At 40.4% G+C, this 15,557-nt stretch carries 13 protein-coding genes; 7 read left to right on the top strand and 6 right to left on the bottom strand.

Features of this window, described 5'->3' with window-relative positions:
• Positions 1–7: 7 nt before the first annotated feature.
• The 3 genes from aroA to gyrA form a co-directional block, all read right to left on the bottom strand.
• Entirely contained in the window at positions 8–1,285 is a 1,278-nt protein-coding gene (gene aroA / locus ACTRWE_RS16170) for a 3-phosphoshikimate 1-carboxyvinyltransferase (protein ID WP_462880335.1), read from the bottom strand.
• Positions 1,285–2,367 carry a 3-phosphoserine/phosphohydroxythreonine transaminase gene (gene serC / locus ACTRWE_RS16175; RefSeq protein WP_008465687.1) on the bottom strand — a complete coding sequence of 361 codons (1,083 nt, stop codon included), beginning with the start codon at positions 2,365–2,367 and terminating at the stop codon, positions 1,285–1,287. Before serC ends, aroA begins: the two co-directional genes overlap by 1 nt.
• Before the next feature lie 98 nt (positions 2,368–2,465).
• Positions 2,466–5,165 carry a DNA topoisomerase (ATP-hydrolyzing) subunit A gene (gyrA, locus tag ACTRWE_RS16180; protein WP_008465686.1) on the bottom strand — a complete coding sequence of 900 codons (2,700 nt, stop codon included), beginning with the start codon at positions 5,163–5,165 and terminating at the stop codon, positions 2,466–2,468.
• Between the two features lie 178 nt (positions 5,166–5,343).
• Between gyrA and ubiG the strand changes: the two genes are divergently transcribed.
• From ubiG to yfaE, 5 genes are all read left to right on the top strand, one after another.
• Positions 5,344–6,054, top strand: coding sequence for a bifunctional 2-polyprenyl-6-hydroxyphenol methylase/3-demethylubiquinol 3-O-methyltransferase UbiG (gene ubiG, locus ACTRWE_RS16185; RefSeq protein ID WP_008465684.1), 711 nt, complete (start codon positions 5,344–5,346; stop codon positions 6,052–6,054).
• Positions 6,054–6,734 carry an HAD family hydrolase gene (locus ACTRWE_RS16190; RefSeq protein ID WP_008465682.1) on the top strand — a complete coding sequence of 227 codons (681 nt, stop codon included), beginning with the start codon at positions 6,054–6,056 and terminating at the stop codon, positions 6,732–6,734. Before ubiG ends, ACTRWE_RS16190 begins: the two co-directional genes overlap by 1 nt.
• A 411-nt stretch (positions 6,735–7,145) precedes the next feature.
• Positions 7,146–9,428 (top strand): class 1a ribonucleoside-diphosphate reductase subunit alpha, encoded by a 2,283-nt coding sequence (gene nrdA, locus ACTRWE_RS16195; RefSeq protein WP_462880336.1) that lies wholly within the window; start codon positions 7,146–7,148, stop codon positions 9,426–9,428.
• A 73-nt stretch (positions 9,429–9,501) separates the two neighbouring features.
• Complete coding sequence (gene nrdB / locus ACTRWE_RS16200; RefSeq protein WP_013464873.1) at positions 9,502–10,632, top strand: class Ia ribonucleoside-diphosphate reductase subunit beta; 1,131 nt, start codon at positions 9,502–9,504, stop codon at positions 10,630–10,632.
• Positions 10,632–10,904, top strand: a complete 273-nt coding sequence (gene yfaE / locus ACTRWE_RS16205; RefSeq protein WP_008112475.1) for a class I ribonucleotide reductase maintenance protein YfaE — start codon at positions 10,632–10,634, stop codon at positions 10,902–10,904. The genes nrdB and yfaE overlap by 1 nt, the downstream gene beginning before the upstream one ends.
• Before the next feature lie 97 nt (positions 10,905–11,001).
• Here the strand turns inward: yfaE and ACTRWE_RS16210 are convergent, their stop codons facing one another.
• The 3 genes from ACTRWE_RS16210 to ACTRWE_RS16220 form a co-directional block, all read right to left on the bottom strand.
• Positions 11,002–11,598 (bottom strand): DUF1287 domain-containing protein, encoded by a 597-nt coding sequence (locus ACTRWE_RS16210; RefSeq protein ID WP_008465675.1) that lies wholly within the window; start codon positions 11,596–11,598, stop codon positions 11,002–11,004.
• Positions 11,599–11,625: 27 nt separating this feature from the next.
• Positions 11,626–12,099 carry a hypothetical protein gene (locus tag ACTRWE_RS16215; RefSeq protein WP_008465673.1) on the bottom strand — a complete coding sequence of 158 codons (474 nt, stop codon included), beginning with the start codon at positions 12,097–12,099 and terminating at the stop codon, positions 11,626–11,628.
• Positions 12,100–12,234: 135 nt separating this feature from the next.
• Complete coding sequence (locus tag ACTRWE_RS16220; RefSeq protein WP_008465671.1) at positions 12,235–12,660, bottom strand: tetratricopeptide repeat protein; 426 nt, start codon at positions 12,658–12,660, stop codon at positions 12,235–12,237.
• Positions 12,661–12,868: 208 nt separating this feature from the next.
• Here ACTRWE_RS16220 and ACTRWE_RS16225 point away from each other — a divergent pair, with 208 nt between their 5' ends.
• On the top strand, positions 12,869–13,258 hold the full coding sequence (locus ACTRWE_RS16225; protein WP_462880337.1) for a YkgJ family cysteine cluster protein: 390 nt from the start codon (positions 12,869–12,871) through the stop codon (positions 13,256–13,258).
• Positions 13,259–13,431: 173 nt separating this feature from the next.
• Positions 13,432–15,557: TonB-dependent receptor (locus tag ACTRWE_RS16230; RefSeq protein WP_462880339.1), on the top strand; the 2,126-nt coding region annotated here is incomplete at its 3' end.

Genomic DNA, 15,557 nt, shown 5'->3' on the forward strand with positions numbered 1-15,557 from the left:
AAATAGCCTATTTACTGACAGATGCTAACACGTTGAAAAATGTTGGGAATGTCTTGTAAGTACAGGCTGGATCGTTAATCGTTATGGGCTTACCCCCTACTGCAACCATTGCAAAGCACATGGCAATACGGTGATCGTCGTAGGTATCTACAGCCACATTATTAAAATGTTTTGGCGGTGTGATCTCAATAAAGTCGTGCCCTTCAACCACGTCAGCCCCTACTTTTTTAAGCTCGGTGGCCATAGCGTGTAAACGGTCAGTTTCTTTTACTCGCCAGTTATAAATGTTGCGAATTGCCGTTGGCCCTTTTGCAAACAAGGCAACTGTAGCCAGGGTCATTGCAGCATCAGGTATTGCATTAGCATCAATATCAATACCGTTAAGCTCACCTTTACGAACAACTAAACGTTCGTCATACCAATCAATTTTGGCACCTACTTGCTCCATAACGTTAGCAAAACCAATATCACCTTGAACTGATTTAGCACCGACGCCTTTAATTTCTATTTCGCCGCCGGCAATTGCTGCAGCAGCAATAAAGTAAGAAGCAGATGAAGCATCCCCTTCGACCATAATTCGCTCAACGGCTTGATACTGTTGTGCACCTTTTACAAAGAAAGTACTGTAATTGTCATGCTCAACGGTAACACCAAAACGCGCCATTACATCAAGAGTAATATCAATGTAAGGCTTAGACACTAACGTGCCTTTAATTTTAATTTGAGTATCACCTTTAAATAACGGTGCAGCCATAAGCAACGCCGTTAAAAATTGGCTTGAAATACTACCGTCAATTTCGACTTCACCACCCGCTATTTTCCCGCCGACAATTTTAAGTGGCGGATAATCTTTATTTTTTAAATAACTAACATTACCACCTAAGGCTTGCAGTGCATCAACTAAGTGGCCAATTGGTCGCTCTTCCATACGTGGCTCACCAATTAACTCATACTCCCCAGCAATCGCTGCAAGCACGGCCGTTAAGGGACGGTATGCTGTACCTGCATTACCTAAAAACAGTGCTTCAGTTGGCGTTTTAAATACGCCACTCACGCCCTCTACGGTCGCTACGGTGCGCTCAGTATTAAGCGTTACATTAACGCCTAAGTGCTTTAACGCACCCAACATATGGCGAATATCATCACTGTCTAATAAGTTTTCTACAACCGTGGTGCCGTTTGATAGTGCAGCCAATAATAGAATGCGATTTGACAAGCTTTTCGAACCCGGCAGAGTAACACTGCCATTAACCTGTGAAATAGGCGCTAAAGAAAGTTGCTCCATTAGCTGTTCTCCTTTGCGAAAGCCGCCATAAAATCAACTAATGCTTTAACCCCTTCCAGTGGCATTGCGTTATAAATACTCGCGCGCATACCGCCAACAATACGGTGCCCTTCAAGCGCTAATAAGCCCGCTTCTTTTGACTCTTTAACAAACTTATCATTTAGGCTTTCATCAACTAACCAAAAAGGCACATTCATACGTGAACGACAATGTTTTGCTACCTTGTTGGTGTAAAAATCAGACTCATCGATAAAGTCATAAAGCAGCTGAGCTTTGGCAGTATTATGTGTTTCCATGGCTTTTACACCGCCATTTTGCTCAAGCCATTCAAATACTTCAGCTGCTAAATACCATGCAAAAGTCGGTGGAGTGTTAAACATACTGCCTTGTTTTGCTTCAAGGGCGTAATCCAAAATACCTGGCTTAGCTAGCCCTTCACGCTCAAGTAGCGTTTTACGAACAATTACGATAGCAATACCCGATGGGCCGATATTCTTTTGAGCACCTGCGTAGATTAAATCAAATTGATTAACGTCAATTTCGCGCGATAGAATAGTCGACGACATATCGGCGACAATCGGTGCTGTTGGGTGACTGGGTACATCAAAAATCTCTAGACCATCTACAGTTTCATTTGGGCAGTAATGAATATATGCAGCATCGGCTGGTAAAACCCAATCGACTACCTGCTTAATAGAAAATAAACCGTTATCATCATTACGTACGTCAATTGTGTGAGTTTGAGTAAACTTATCGGCTTCGCTAGTTGCACTTTTTGACCACACGCCATTTTCACAATAAACTGCTTTTTTACCGTTAACATGAAGGTTTAAAGGTACGGCACTGAATTGACCTCGACCACCACCGTGCATAAATAGCACTTCAAACTCGTCACTTATATTCATTAAACGACGCAGGCTGGCTTCACATTTAGCGGTTAATGCTAAAAATTCATGACTACGATGACTTATTTCCATCACCGATACACCAAGACCTTGCCAGTTTAAAAACTCTTTTTGCGCTTTTTGCATGACTGCCGGTGGTAACATTGCAGGGCCTGCACAAAAATTATATATACTCATTACCTTTTCCTCATTCCAGTAATTTAACTTGAATTAAACTAATTTAATTTTTTTCAACTACATAAAAAAAGCGGCCAAGGCCGCTTTTTTCAATCTAATTATTCTGAAGGAGGATTGTCATCCGCCACTTCATCAATAACTGTATCTACTGTTTCAACGTCTTCGATATCAACCAAGTCACTTTCAGTCACTTCAATCTCTTCTATACGTTGTAAACCAACTACTTGCTCTTCGTCAATAGTTCTGATCAAAATAACACCTTGGGTGTTACGTCCAACCGTGGAAACTTCATTAACGCGAGTACGTACTAAGGTACCACGATTCGAAATAATCATTATTTCGTCGTTGTCATCAACCTGTACAGCACCAACAACGGCACCATTACGCTCACTCACCTTAATTGATACAACACCTTGTGTTGCACGACTCTTAGATGGGTAGTCTTCAAGTTGAGTACGCTTACCGTAACCATTTTCTGTCACTGTTAATATTGCACCGTCATTCTTTGGTACAATCAGTGATACAACACGTTGATCGTCTGGCATCTTAATACCACGAACACCCGTTGCAGTACGACCCATAGGACGTACACCTTTGAAGCGAATCTCAGGCTTACCTTCTTCATCAAGAACAGGGTTACCATTTTCATCAACGACAGCTGTTTCTTCAGCCTCTTTAAAGCGTACAACTTTACCCGCATCAGTGAACAACATAATTTCGTTGCTACCATCGGTAATATCAACACCAATTAAGCTATCACCTTCGTTTAAGTTAACGGCAATAATACCGCTAGCACGTTGACGGCTGTATGCAGTCAATGGTGTTTTCTTAACCGTACCAAATGCTGTCGCCATAAAGATGTACTTATCATCTTCATAATCGCGTACTGGCAGGATTGCAGTAATACGTTCATCTGCTTCAAGTGGTAATAAGTTAACAATTGGCTTACCGCGCGCTGCGCGACTTGCAAGTGGTAACTGATACACTTTAAGCCAATATAATCGACCCGCTGTAGAGAAACAAAGAATAGTATCGTGCGTATTGGCAACCAATAAACGTTCAATGAAATCTTCATCTTTCATCTTAGTTGCTGATTTACCTTTACCACCACGACGCTGCGCTTCGTAATCAGTTAATGCTTGATACTTAACGTATCCTTCGTGTGACAAGGTCACAACCACGTTTTCTTCGTTGATTAAATCTTCAAGGCTTATATCGTGTGCTGCAGCATTTATTTCAGTGCGGCGCTCATCACCATATTGCTCTTTAATTTCAACGAGCTCATCACGAATAACTTCCATTAAACGCTCTGGATTTGCCAAAATGAATAATAACTCGGCAATCAACTCAAGTAATGATTGATATTCGGTAAGAATTTTTTCGTGTTCAAGACCAGTAAGTTTATGTAAACGTAAGTCTAATATTGCTTGAGCTTGTTGCTCAGAAATATAGTACTGACCATCACGAATACCAAGCTCGCTTGCTAACCAATCTGGGCGTGCCACGTTGTCTTCGCCTGCTTTATCAAGCATGGCTTTAACATTACCTAATTCCCATGGACGCGCTGTTAATGCAACTTTTGCTTCAGCAGGTGTTGGCGACTTACGAATAAGTTCGATAATTGGGTCAATGTTAGCCAGTGCAATCGCTAAACCTTCTAGCGTATGCGCACGGTCGCGGGCTTTGCGTAAATCAAATACCGTACGACGGGTAACAACTTCACGGCGGTGAATAATAAACTCTTCAAGCATTTCTTTTAAGTTGAAACACTTAGGTTGGTTATTAATTAACGCAACCATATTCATACCAAACACAGTTTGTAACTGAGTTTGTGAATAAAGGTTGTTTAAAATAACTTCACCTACGTCACCACGTTTGATCTCGATAACGATACGCATACCGTCTTTATCTGATTCATCACGTAATGCGCTGATCCCTTCAATTTTTTTATCTTTAACTAACTCGGCGATTTTTTCAATCAAACGTGCTTTGTTAACTTGGTAAGGGATTTCATGAACAATAATGGTTTCGCGACCCGTCTTTTCATCGGTTTCGATGTCAGCACGCGCACGCATGTACACTTTACCACGACCGGTTTGATAAGCTTGTTCAATGCCTTTTTTACCGTTAATAATCGCCGCAGTTGGGAAATCAGGCCCAGGAATGTAATCCATTAACTCCGTAATGGTCAATTCAGGGTTTTGAATAAGCGCTAAACAGCCATTCACGACTTCTGTTAAGTTATGTGGCGGAATATTTGTTGCCATACCAACCGCAATACCCGATGAACCATTAACTAACAGGTTAGGTATTTTAGTGGGTAACACATCAGGAATTTGCTCTGTGCCATCGTAGTTAGGCACAAAATCAACCGTTTCTTTTTCAAGATCGGCTAATAATTCGTGCGACATTTTTGCCATACGTACTTCTGTATAACGCATTGCCGCTGCTGAATCACCATCAACCGAACCAAAGTTACCCTGACCATCTACTAGCATGTAACGCAGTGAGAATGGCTGAGCCATACGTACGATGGTGTCATAAACTGCACTGTCGCCGTGTGGGTGGTATTTACCGATTACGTCACCGACCACACGGGCCGATTTTTTGTAAGGCTTGTTCCAGTCATTACTAAGCTCGTTCATTGCAAACAAAACGCGGCGGTGAACAGGTTTTAAACCGTCACGTACGTCTGGTAATGCACGTCCTACAATTACACTCATGGCGTAATCTAAGTAGGAGTTTTTTAACTCGTCTTCAATATTGACTGGCAGAATTTCATTGGCGAGATCAGTCATTTGATATCACATTCCTTCAGTATCAGCTCTTAACAACCCAGTATTAGGTATTAAGAGTGTTTGTTATTATTTCTAAGTAACCATGCTATCACAATTAATTTTAATTTACAGGCGCAAAACTTTGCGATTTATCAATTTAGGCCTATATAATGGCCTCAGATTGACGAGGAAGTATTTTATGACCGAACATCAAAATGTAGATAACGCAGAAATAGCAAAGTTTGAAGCCATCGCAGAGCGTTGGTGGGATTTAGAAGGCGAATTTAAGCCGCTTCACGAAATTAATCCATTACGATTAGATTTCATCGCAGACAAAACCAAAGGATTATTTAATAAAGAAACCCTCGATGTAGGATGTGGTGGTGGCATTTTAAGTCACAGCATGGCGCGAATGGGCGCAAACGTAACTGGTATCGATATGGGGCAAGAGCCTTTAACTGTCGCCAAGTTACACAGCTTAGAAACAAGTGTCCCCGTTGAGTATATAAAAGTACCTGCAGAGCAGTTTGCAGATGAGCACCCTGAGCGCTTTGATGTGATCACTTGTATGGAAATGTTAGAGCACGTCCCCGACCCTGCTTCTATTATTCATGCGGTCGCTAAATTAGCAAAACCTGGGGCCGATGTTTTTTTCTCTACTCTTAATAAAACCCCAAAAGCTTACTTATACGCTATTGTCGGTGCAGAAAAACTGTTAAAAATGGTCCCAGAGGGTACCCATGACCATAAAAAGTTTATTAAACCTGCGCAATTAATTGCATGGGCAGAGCAAGCTGGCTTAAAAGTACGTGCCAGTGCTGGTTTAAGTTACAACCCGCTTTCTAAGCAATACACAATGAATGATGATGTAAGCGTAAATTATATGCTGCATTTTGAGAAGTTAGTGTAATGGCAAGCTCTCAAACCCCCATTGCCCTAATGGAATATCAAGCATTGCTGTTTGACTTAGATGGCACTTTACTCGATACCGCTGATGATTTAGGCGCCGCACTAAACACCGTGCTGCAAAATCATCAACAACCCCAAGTGGGCAGTGATATATATCGACCCGCAGCTTCAAACGGTGCTGCCGCTTTATTGGCTGCTGGTTTTAAAGAAAGCTGGGCGCAACAACCGCAAGAGCAACTTTTACATGAGCTAGTTACGCAATACGCTGCCAACATTGCCACCCATACCCAATGTTTTGTAGGAATAGAGCAATTACTAATCGCACTTGATAACAAAGCAATCCCTTGGGGAATTATGACCAATAAGCCCGGATTTTTAACTGATCCTTTAGTCAAGGCGATTCCTGCATTAAAAAATGCACGTATTGTGGTGAGCGGTGATACCTTAGCTGAATCTAAGCCCTCACCCCTTCCTTTACTGTATTGCGCTGAGCAAATGAGTGTAGATCCTTCGCGTTGCTTATATATAGGTGATGCGCAGCGTGACATTCAAGCAGGTAAAGCAGCCAATATGCACACCGCAACCGCACTATGGGGATATGTACCGAGTGTTGACGAGGCATTGGCTTGGAATGCGGATTTTAATTGGCACAGTCCTATAGATGCATTTAACCACATATAGTGTCATGTTAATTAATAAACACTACATATTGTGATTGTGTTAGTTTTTACGCAAAGCTTGATGATAAAAAAAGCAGACAAAATTTATTTTTAAAAAGCGTAAATTTAATCTTTCCTTAGTTGATTTTTACAAATTTCAACTTAACCGAATGATCAAAGGTTAATGCCTACTAACACAATTGCGTTATCCCAACGTTATCCACAATGAGAGCGGTTTCTGTCCCTTGCAAAAGATCCCAGACCACACTATCTTGTGATCTCTAATTTGAACAACACCAGATATTGTGGCTAAATGTTATTCAATTAAATTCACCAAACCGGTGAAAATAACAATAAACGAATAGGCACTGCGCTTTTTTAGGTGCACGCATTGGTCAAAAATATTTAATTCCCAAGGAATACAGGCAAAGCTATGAACCAACAGTTATCTGTAAGCAAACGTGACGGTCGTAAAGAGCCACTCGATCTTGATAAGATCCATCGCGTTATTGAATGGGCCGCCGAAGGTTTAAATAACGTTTCGGTTTCACAAGTTGAACTTAAATCGCATATTCAATTTTATGACGGTATTCGTACTAAAGACATCCACGAAACGATTATTAAAGCTGCTGCGGATCAGATTTCTAAAGAATCGCCTGATTATCAGTACCTTGCTGCTCGTTTAGCTGTATTCCATTTACGTAAAAAAGCCTATGGCCAGTTTGAGCCACCGCGTCTTTTTGACCATGTTACTAACATGGTTGAACAAAAACGCTACGATGCACATTTACTTGTTGATTACACAGAGCAAGAATTAGATGAGCTAGATGCGTACTTAGATCATTCTCGCGATCTTAACTTTAGCTACGCAGCAGTAAAACAGCTTGAAGGTAAATACCTAGTTCAAAACCGTGTAACGGGTGAAATTTACGAAAGCGCGCAGTTTTTATATATCTTAGTGGCTGCAAGCTTATTCTCTGATTACCCTCGTGATACACGTATTGATTACATCAAACGTTTTTATGATGCGGTTTCATTATTTAAAATTTCTTTACCTACGCCAATTATGTCGGGCGTACGTACACCAACACGCCAGTTTAGCTCATGTGTACTTATTGAGTGTGGCGATAGCCTAGACTCAATTAATGCTACATCATCAGCAATTGTTAAATACGTTTCTCAACGTGCTGGTATTGGTATTAATGCAGGTCGTATTCGTGCATTAGGTAGCCCTATTCGTAACGGTGAAGCGTATCACACTGGCTGTATTCCGTTTTATAAGCACTTTCAAACAGCGGTTAAAAGCTGTTCGCAAGGCGGTGTACGTGGTGGCGCAGCAACCCTTTTCTACCCGCTTTGGCATTTAGAAGTTGAAAACTTATTAGTGCTTAAAAACAACCGTGGCGTTGATGATAACCGCGTACGTCACTTAGATTACGGCGTACAGTTTAATAAACTCATGTACTCACGTTTAATTAAAGACGATTACATTACGTTATTCAGCCCCTCTGACGTGCCTGGCCTTTACGATGCATTTTTTGAAGACCAAGACGAGTTTGACGCGCTATATGTAAAATATGAGCAAGACGAGTCAATTCGTAAAAAACGAATTAAAGCGATTGAACTGTTCTCTATGTTTGCTCAAGAACGTGCTAGCACGGGTCGTATTTACTTACAAAACGTTGACCACTGTAATACACACAGTCCGTTTATCTCAAAAGTGGCTCCGATCCGTCAATCTAACTTATGTTTAGAAATTGCGTTACCAACTAAGCCTCTTAGCAACGTGAATGATGAAGAAGGTGAAATTGCACTTTGTACATTATCTGCGTTTAACTTAGGCGCGATTGAGTCTTTAGATGAACTAGAAGAGTTAGCTGAGCTTGCAGTACGCGCACTTGATAACCTACTTGATTTCCAAGACTACCCAGTACCTGCAGCTAAAAATGCAACCATGGGACGTCGTACGCTAGGCATAGGCGTTATTAACTACGCATACTACCTAGCTAAAAACGGTAAGCGTTATTCAGATGGCAGCGCAAATGCGCTTACGCACAAAACATTTGAAGCGATTCAGTACTACCTAATGAAAGCATCTAATGAGCTGGCAAAAGAACGTGGTGCCTGTCCAAAATTTAACGAAACAACGTACTCACAAGGTATTATGCCAACCGATACGTACAAGCGTGATTTAGATAAAATTTGTGATGAACCACTTCATCTTGATTGGGATACGTTACGTGCCAGCATTAAAGAGCACGGTATGCGTAACTCAACACTGAGCGCATTAATGCCATCAGAAACATCATCGCAAATATCTAATGCAACCAATGGCATTGAGCCACCGCGTGGCCATATTAGTGTTAAAGCAAGTAAAGACGGTATTTTAAAACAAGTTGTCCCTGAGTACGAACGCCTTAAAGATAGCTATGAGTTACTGTGGGATATCCCATCTAACGATGGTTACTTACAATTAGTGGGCATAATGCAGAAATTTATCGACCAAACGATTTCAGCAAATACTAATTATGATCCAAATAAATACGAAGGCGGTAGAGTACCTATGAAAGTCTTACTAAAAGACTTACTTGGTGCCTACAAGCTAGGTGTTAAAACGCTGTACTACCATAACACCCGTGATGGCGCATCAGACGCACAAGAAGACGCTCCAGAAGTGGATGATGATGATTGTGCAGGCGGCGCGTGTAAAATTTAATAGTTAAACTTAAAGCGGGCGCCTTGCCCGCTTTGTCCTGATAGTTTTAGTGATAGTTTTTTGAGTGATAAACATGTCTTATACTACTTTTAGCAGAAATCATAATAACCAAATGCAAGAGCCAATGTTTTTTGGTCAAACCGTTAACGTGTCACGTTACGATCAACAAAAATACCCTATTTTTGAAAAGCTGATTGAAAAACAATTGTCTTTCTTTTGGCGTCCTGAAGAAGTAGACGTAAGTAAAGATCGTTTAGACTTTCAAGCACTTCCTGACCACGAAAAGCATATCTTTTTAAGTAACTTAAAATACCAAACTTTGCTTGATAGTGTTCAAGGCCGTTCGCCTAACGTTGCACTATTGCCAATTGTGTCAATTCCTGAGCTTGAAACATGGATTGAAACATGGGCGTTTAGTGAAACCATTCACAGCCGTTCATACACACATATTATTCGTAATGTAACTCAAGCCCCTGAACTCATTTTTGACGACATTGTTAGCAATGACAAAATTAGTGAACGTGCCGATGCCGTAACCACTTATTACGACGATTTAATTAACTCGGTGTCGCTTTACAACCTGTACGGTGAAGGCAAACATGACATTAATGGTGAAACCGTTGTGGTTAATTTATTTGAGCTGAAAAAGAAATTGTATCTGGCGATGATGTCAGTGAACATTCTTGAAGCTATTCGCTTTTATGTCAGCTTTGCGTGTTCATTTGCGTTTGCCGAGCGTGAGCTAATGGAAGGCAATGCTAAAATTATTAAGCTTATTGCCCGTGATGAAGCGCTTCACCTTTCAGGCACTCAGCATATTTTAAATATTATGCAAGATGGCAAAGACGACCCTGAAATGGCAATTGTTGCTGCACAGTGCCGTGAAGAAGCAATCAAGATGTTTGTTGACGCTGCAGAGCAAGAAAAAGAATGGGCCGAGTACCTGTTTAAAGATGGTTCAATGATTGGCTTAAATAAGCATATTTTATGTCAGTATGTTGAATACATTACCAATGCACGCATGACTGCTATTGGTTTACCAGCACAGTTTGATAATAACAGTAATCCGATTCCATGGATCAACTCATGGCTTGTTTCTGATAACGTGCAAGTTGCTCCACAAGAAGCGGAAATTAGCTCATACCTTGTAGGTCAAATTGATTCACAGGTTGATGCTGCTGAATTTGGTGACTTTGATTTATAATGACTGATAGAACCACTGCAAGTGTCACGCTTGCAGATAACAGCCAGTGCTTAGATTTTACCGCTGGCTGCCCTTCTCTTTTACACTGCTTAGAATCGAATAAAATTGATGTTGCTTACCAGTGCCGTGAGGGATATTGTGGTGCGTGTCGTGCTACGCTTGTCTCTGGTGAAGTCAATTACAATGAAGAACCGTTAGCCTTTGTGCGTGATGGTGAAATACTATTGTGTTGCTGCAAGCCCAATGGTGATATCAGTATTAATTTAAAGTAACTAGCAAACCACACAGTATAATGCCTAACAGCTCGCTTTATTCACTTACCTGTTTCTGCAATTATTACTCAAGTAATCGCGATTATAGCCGTGTTATTTACTCTGAATAAGCAGCAGGTACAAATCGGTAATGACCCGTAATTGTATAAGCAAAAAGCATATCGCTCATTTCAGGTCCGCGACCAATATTGTGCACAATAAGCGGGTGACCACTGTCCTGCGCAATTTGATTAACGACCATACCTATGTGCGGTAAATTGCCTGGCAGCATCCAAGTGACTATGTCACCGGTTTTATAATCTGCTGCATTAAGCGATTTAGTTAACACTTGAGCATGGCGCTCAAAGTAAACCTGTAAGTTAGGTACACGTCGATGATCAATGTTTTTATCTGGCTTGGTTAATCCCCAAATACGCTTAGAAGGATATGCGCGAAAATTGGCCTGCATGTCTTCATGTACTAACTTTTGTAAATCAATACCAAGCTGTCGATACGACCTAATTATAACATCAGTACACACACCAATATTATCGGGCACATCGCCACCAGGGTATTCAAGCCTATGATAGGCGCCATCGTAAGTTACTTGTTGCGTTGTTCTGTGGATCAATGCATTGACGATATCGTCATCAAAAGAGCTCGCCTGCACATCAAGGGCAGATAAAGCTAGTAAATAGAGCACAAAGCGCGACATATAAATTCCTTTTATAATATTTATTAACTAAAGCTGTTGAGTAATATAGTCAGGAATATTAAATTTATTTCCATTGCTGGTAAAGTGTGCATCAAGTTTATAGGCCATTTTTTCAAGCGGAGCATCATTGTAACCACAGGTTTGGATTTCATTGATGTAGCGCATAATAAAAGCGTGAGCACCGAGCTCGCGCCATTGAACTACATGAGCCAGCTCATGAAAATGCACTCTTAAATTACGCGCAACATGAGGTAATATGTAATAAGTGTTTTTATAGGTGATCCCTGCTACATCCATGTCAATAAAATCGCTTAAACCAATTTCACGTAAACCAGCAAAGTCAGGCTTGGGAATGTGTTCAACAACCACATAAAATGCAGTTTTCAAAAATTCATGCGGGTAAAAGCCAGCAAATTCGCTAGCAAATGTATCACAGCATATTCTTTGATGAACATACTCGCTATTCGTTTTATCAATCCATTGTTCTATTTGCGCTAGCATTTTTTCTCCAAAAAATTTGCTTAGTGACTTAACTTAAGCATAAACATTTAATGACGCAGAATTTGCTTTTATCAATAAAAAAGCGCCAATGGTATTATTACTGACGCTTATTATTAATAATGGCTATAAAGTTGCCTAGCCTTCTTCTTCAACCAATGATTCTAATAACTCATGGATCTCTGATTTTAATTCTTTGTCTTCAATTTTATTCGCACTGATTTTAGCATCTTGCAGATTTTTAATTGCCGCTTCTTTATCACCCAGCTCAAGCTGTAAAGTAGCCATAGAAAAGGCAACAGACGACATATGATCTTTGTTATTAATTTCTATCGACTTCTGTAACGCTTTTTCGTAAGTCTCGATAGCTTCTTCTAGCTCTACGGTGAAATCAGCCAATGTTTCCCACTGAACAGGGTGATCTTTCGCTGTATTTTCGTTTTCAATACAAATAGCTTTTAGCTCAGCATATAAAGATTCAAACTGTTTAGTATCATTTTTATTAGCCGCTGCCATCAGCTTTTCCGCCAAATCGTGAACCGCTTTGTATACTTTAGTATTCATAATTACTCGCTACCTTATTAACGCGCCTTTTTTGACTTATTAAAGGCATCGTATTCGAAATATATTCCCTAATAGTACATTATTATTAAGCGCTGCGTTGTTACAAAAGTATTATAAGCGATAAAAACAGAGGTTTAATTTAAAAACCTGGATATTACAGTGCTACACTTAACGCTTAATTTAAGTCGCAATAGTAAATACCTACCCTATGCAAAATTGCAATCAATGCGGTAAATGCTGCACTAAATATGGTGCGGCAGATTTAGATACAAATCAGGATGAAATTGAAATGTGGGCGTTATTCAACCCAGAAATATTTCAATATGTTAAAAACGATCAGTTATGGTTTGATCCCAAAACAGGCAAGCAATTAACGCAATGCCCATTTTTAGTACTTAGCAGTAAAAAATATCCACAAGAAAAAGATAAATATACATGCAGTATTTACCATGACCGTCCTCAAGATTGCCGACACTACCCAAGTTTAATTTCAGAAATGATAAACGATGACTGTGAAATGCTTGAACCAATCGATAAACAAAATCCTTTCAAAGCACAAAAAAAATTAGACATACTAATGATAGACAGCCGCTCTTAAGCGAATAAATATAACAAATGCACTGATCTGTAATAATGAGCTGGTAATGTAAATTTAACGCGATTATTTTGCCATTCAACGCAAAATTAAAAGTTATAGTATAACATTGTTGATGATGCCATTTTGTAGTGTTATATTATATCACAACATAACAACCACGATTCGAAGTAATTATGACAAAGTTAACACTCATATCCTCAGCGCTACTGTCTGTTTTGTGTTCTCACTCTGCCCTAGCAGCAACGATTAACGGCACAGTAACAGATTCAAAAAAACAACCTATTGCTAATGCAACTATTCATGTTCATGGAAAGTCACAAAGCGTGAAAAGCAATGAACAAGGTCAGTTTAGCATCGATATAGATGCTAAAAGCCAATTACATATTAGTAAAGATAACTACATCGATTCACGTATATCGCTTGAGAATGTAAACGATACAATTACTGTTACATTAAAGCCGTCTTCGGTTGAAACTGTTGTTGTGTATGCCTCGGCACTGCATAAAAATAGCTTAGAAATGATTTCACCTGTAAGCGTACTATCAGGGGATGAACTAAAAAATAAAGCGAAACCGACCCTAGGTGAAACACTTAAAGGAATACCAGGAGTAAACGCGAGTTATTTCGGCCCTGTCTCTTCAAGTCCGATTATTCGTGGCCTAGGTGGTCCTCGTGTTAAAATTACTCAAAACGGTTTAGATAGCAGTGATGCATCACGTATTGGTCCAGATCACGCAACATCAAGTGATAGCTTAGCCGCTGAACAAATTGAAGTACTACGAGGCCCAAGCACCCTACTATATGGCTCTGGTGCGATTGGCGGTGTAGTAAATGTGGTTGATAACCGTATTCCAACCAATAATATTGACGCACTCTCGGGAGCGGCACAATACACACACGATACCGTTTCAAATGCGAACACTTATGCGGCAAAATTAGAAACAGGCAACAATAATTTTAATTTTCATTTTGATGGCACCAAACGCAGTGGTGATGACTATCAAACGCCTCGCTTTAACCTACCGGATGAACATGAAGAAGGTGAAGTACACATTGAGGGCGATGAAGAAACAGCCACTTCAGTTGAAAATACCTTTATCGACAGTGAAACAGTAAACTTTGGTACCAGCTATGTCGGTGAGCATTTAACTGTTGGCTTTTCATACGGCAATATTGAAACAGATTATGGCATTCCTGGGCATTCACATGATCACGGTCATGCCCATGAAGAAGAAGGCGATCATGAAACGCACGCGGATGAAGAACACGCAGAAACTCCCGTTTATGCTCATTTAGAGCAAGATCGTTGGCAAGGACTGGTAAGCTATGCATTTCATGATAACTGGATTGAATCGATTAATCTTCGTCTTGGCTACACCGACTACACTCACAGTGAAATTGAAGATGGCGCGATTGGCACCACATTTAGTAACGAAACCACTGAAGCACGTTTAAATGTAGAGCATCAGTTAGGCCAATGGCATGGCATGATTGGCTATCACTATAGTGAATCTGATTACGATGCAATTGGCGAAGAAGCGTTTACGCCTGCAAGTGTCACTACCACCCATGCGTTATATCTACTTGAAGAACGCACATTTGGCGATGTCACCGTAGAGCTTGGCGCCCGCCTAGAAGATTATGATATCAAAAGTGATGTAGATACACATCAGCACAGCCATGATGAACAACCTGTATCGGCAGATGAGACCATTAACTACACCCAAAGCTTTACTAATGTAAGTGCCTCAGCCGGTGCGATTTGGGAGTATATGCCAAGTCACAACCTAGCCGTTAGCTTATCACATTCAGAGCGTGCGCCACTTTCAGCTGAATTACTCTCTAATGGTTTGCATGTTGCCACAGGTACTTATGAGCTTGGCTTGGGCTATCATATTGAAGGGGCAGAAGCGCATTTTGAACCTGAAGAAATTAAACAAGAGACCTCTACCAATCTTGATATTAGTTTACGTCGTTTTAGCGGTGACTTTGGCTACACCGTCAACTTTTTCTATAACGATATTAAAAACTTTTATTATCAACAAAACACCGGATTAGTGTTTGATGAGATGGATGGCTTTGAGTCTGCTGCCAATGGACACAGCGATGCAATTGATGTTTATCAATTTACCAGTAAAGATGCGCAGCTTTATGGTTTTGAATTTGATGCACATTATCAAATAAACCCCAGCGCCATGGTAAAAGTATTTGGTGACTCTACTCGCGCCAAACTAAAAGATAATGAAGGTAATTTACCACGTATCCCTGCCAATAAATTGGGCTCAGAACTACAATATAC

This window comes from Pseudoalteromonas sp. G5_S1_54_S4 (genome assembly GCF_054968565.1).

Coding starts and splice junctions, on each gene's coding strand:
- aroA (WP_462880335.1), bottom strand. CDS start 1,285: ATGGAGCAACTTTCTTTAGCGCCTATTTCACAGGTTAATGGCAGTGTT.
- serC (WP_008465687.1), bottom strand. CDS start 2,367: ATGAGTATATATAATTTTTGTGCAGGCCCTGCAATGTTACCACCGGCA.
- gyrA (WP_008465686.1), bottom strand. CDS start 5,165: ATGACTGATCTCGCCAATGAAATTCTGCCAGTCAATATTGAAGACGAG.
- ubiG (WP_008465684.1), top strand. CDS start 5,344: ATGACCGAACATCAAAATGTAGATAACGCAGAAATAGCAAAGTTTGAA.
- ACTRWE_RS16190 (WP_008465682.1), top strand. CDS start 6,054: ATGGCAAGCTCTCAAACCCCCATTGCCCTAATGGAATATCAAGCATTG.
- nrdA (WP_462880336.1), top strand. CDS start 7,146: ATGAACCAACAGTTATCTGTAAGCAAACGTGACGGTCGTAAAGAGCCA.
- nrdB (WP_013464873.1), top strand. CDS start 9,502: ATGTCTTATACTACTTTTAGCAGAAATCATAATAACCAAATGCAAGAG.
- yfaE (WP_008112475.1), top strand. CDS start 10,632: ATGACTGATAGAACCACTGCAAGTGTCACGCTTGCAGATAACAGCCAG.
- ACTRWE_RS16210 (WP_008465675.1), bottom strand. CDS start 11,598: ATGTCGCGCTTTGTGCTCTATTTACTAGCTTTATCTGCCCTTGATGTG.
- ACTRWE_RS16215 (WP_008465673.1), bottom strand. CDS start 12,099: ATGCTAGCGCAAATAGAACAATGGATTGATAAAACGAATAGCGAGTAT.
- ACTRWE_RS16220 (WP_008465671.1), bottom strand. CDS start 12,660: ATGAATACTAAAGTATACAAAGCGGTTCACGATTTGGCGGAAAAGCTG.
- ACTRWE_RS16225 (WP_462880337.1), top strand. CDS start 12,869: ATGCAAAATTGCAATCAATGCGGTAAATGCTGCACTAAATATGGTGCG.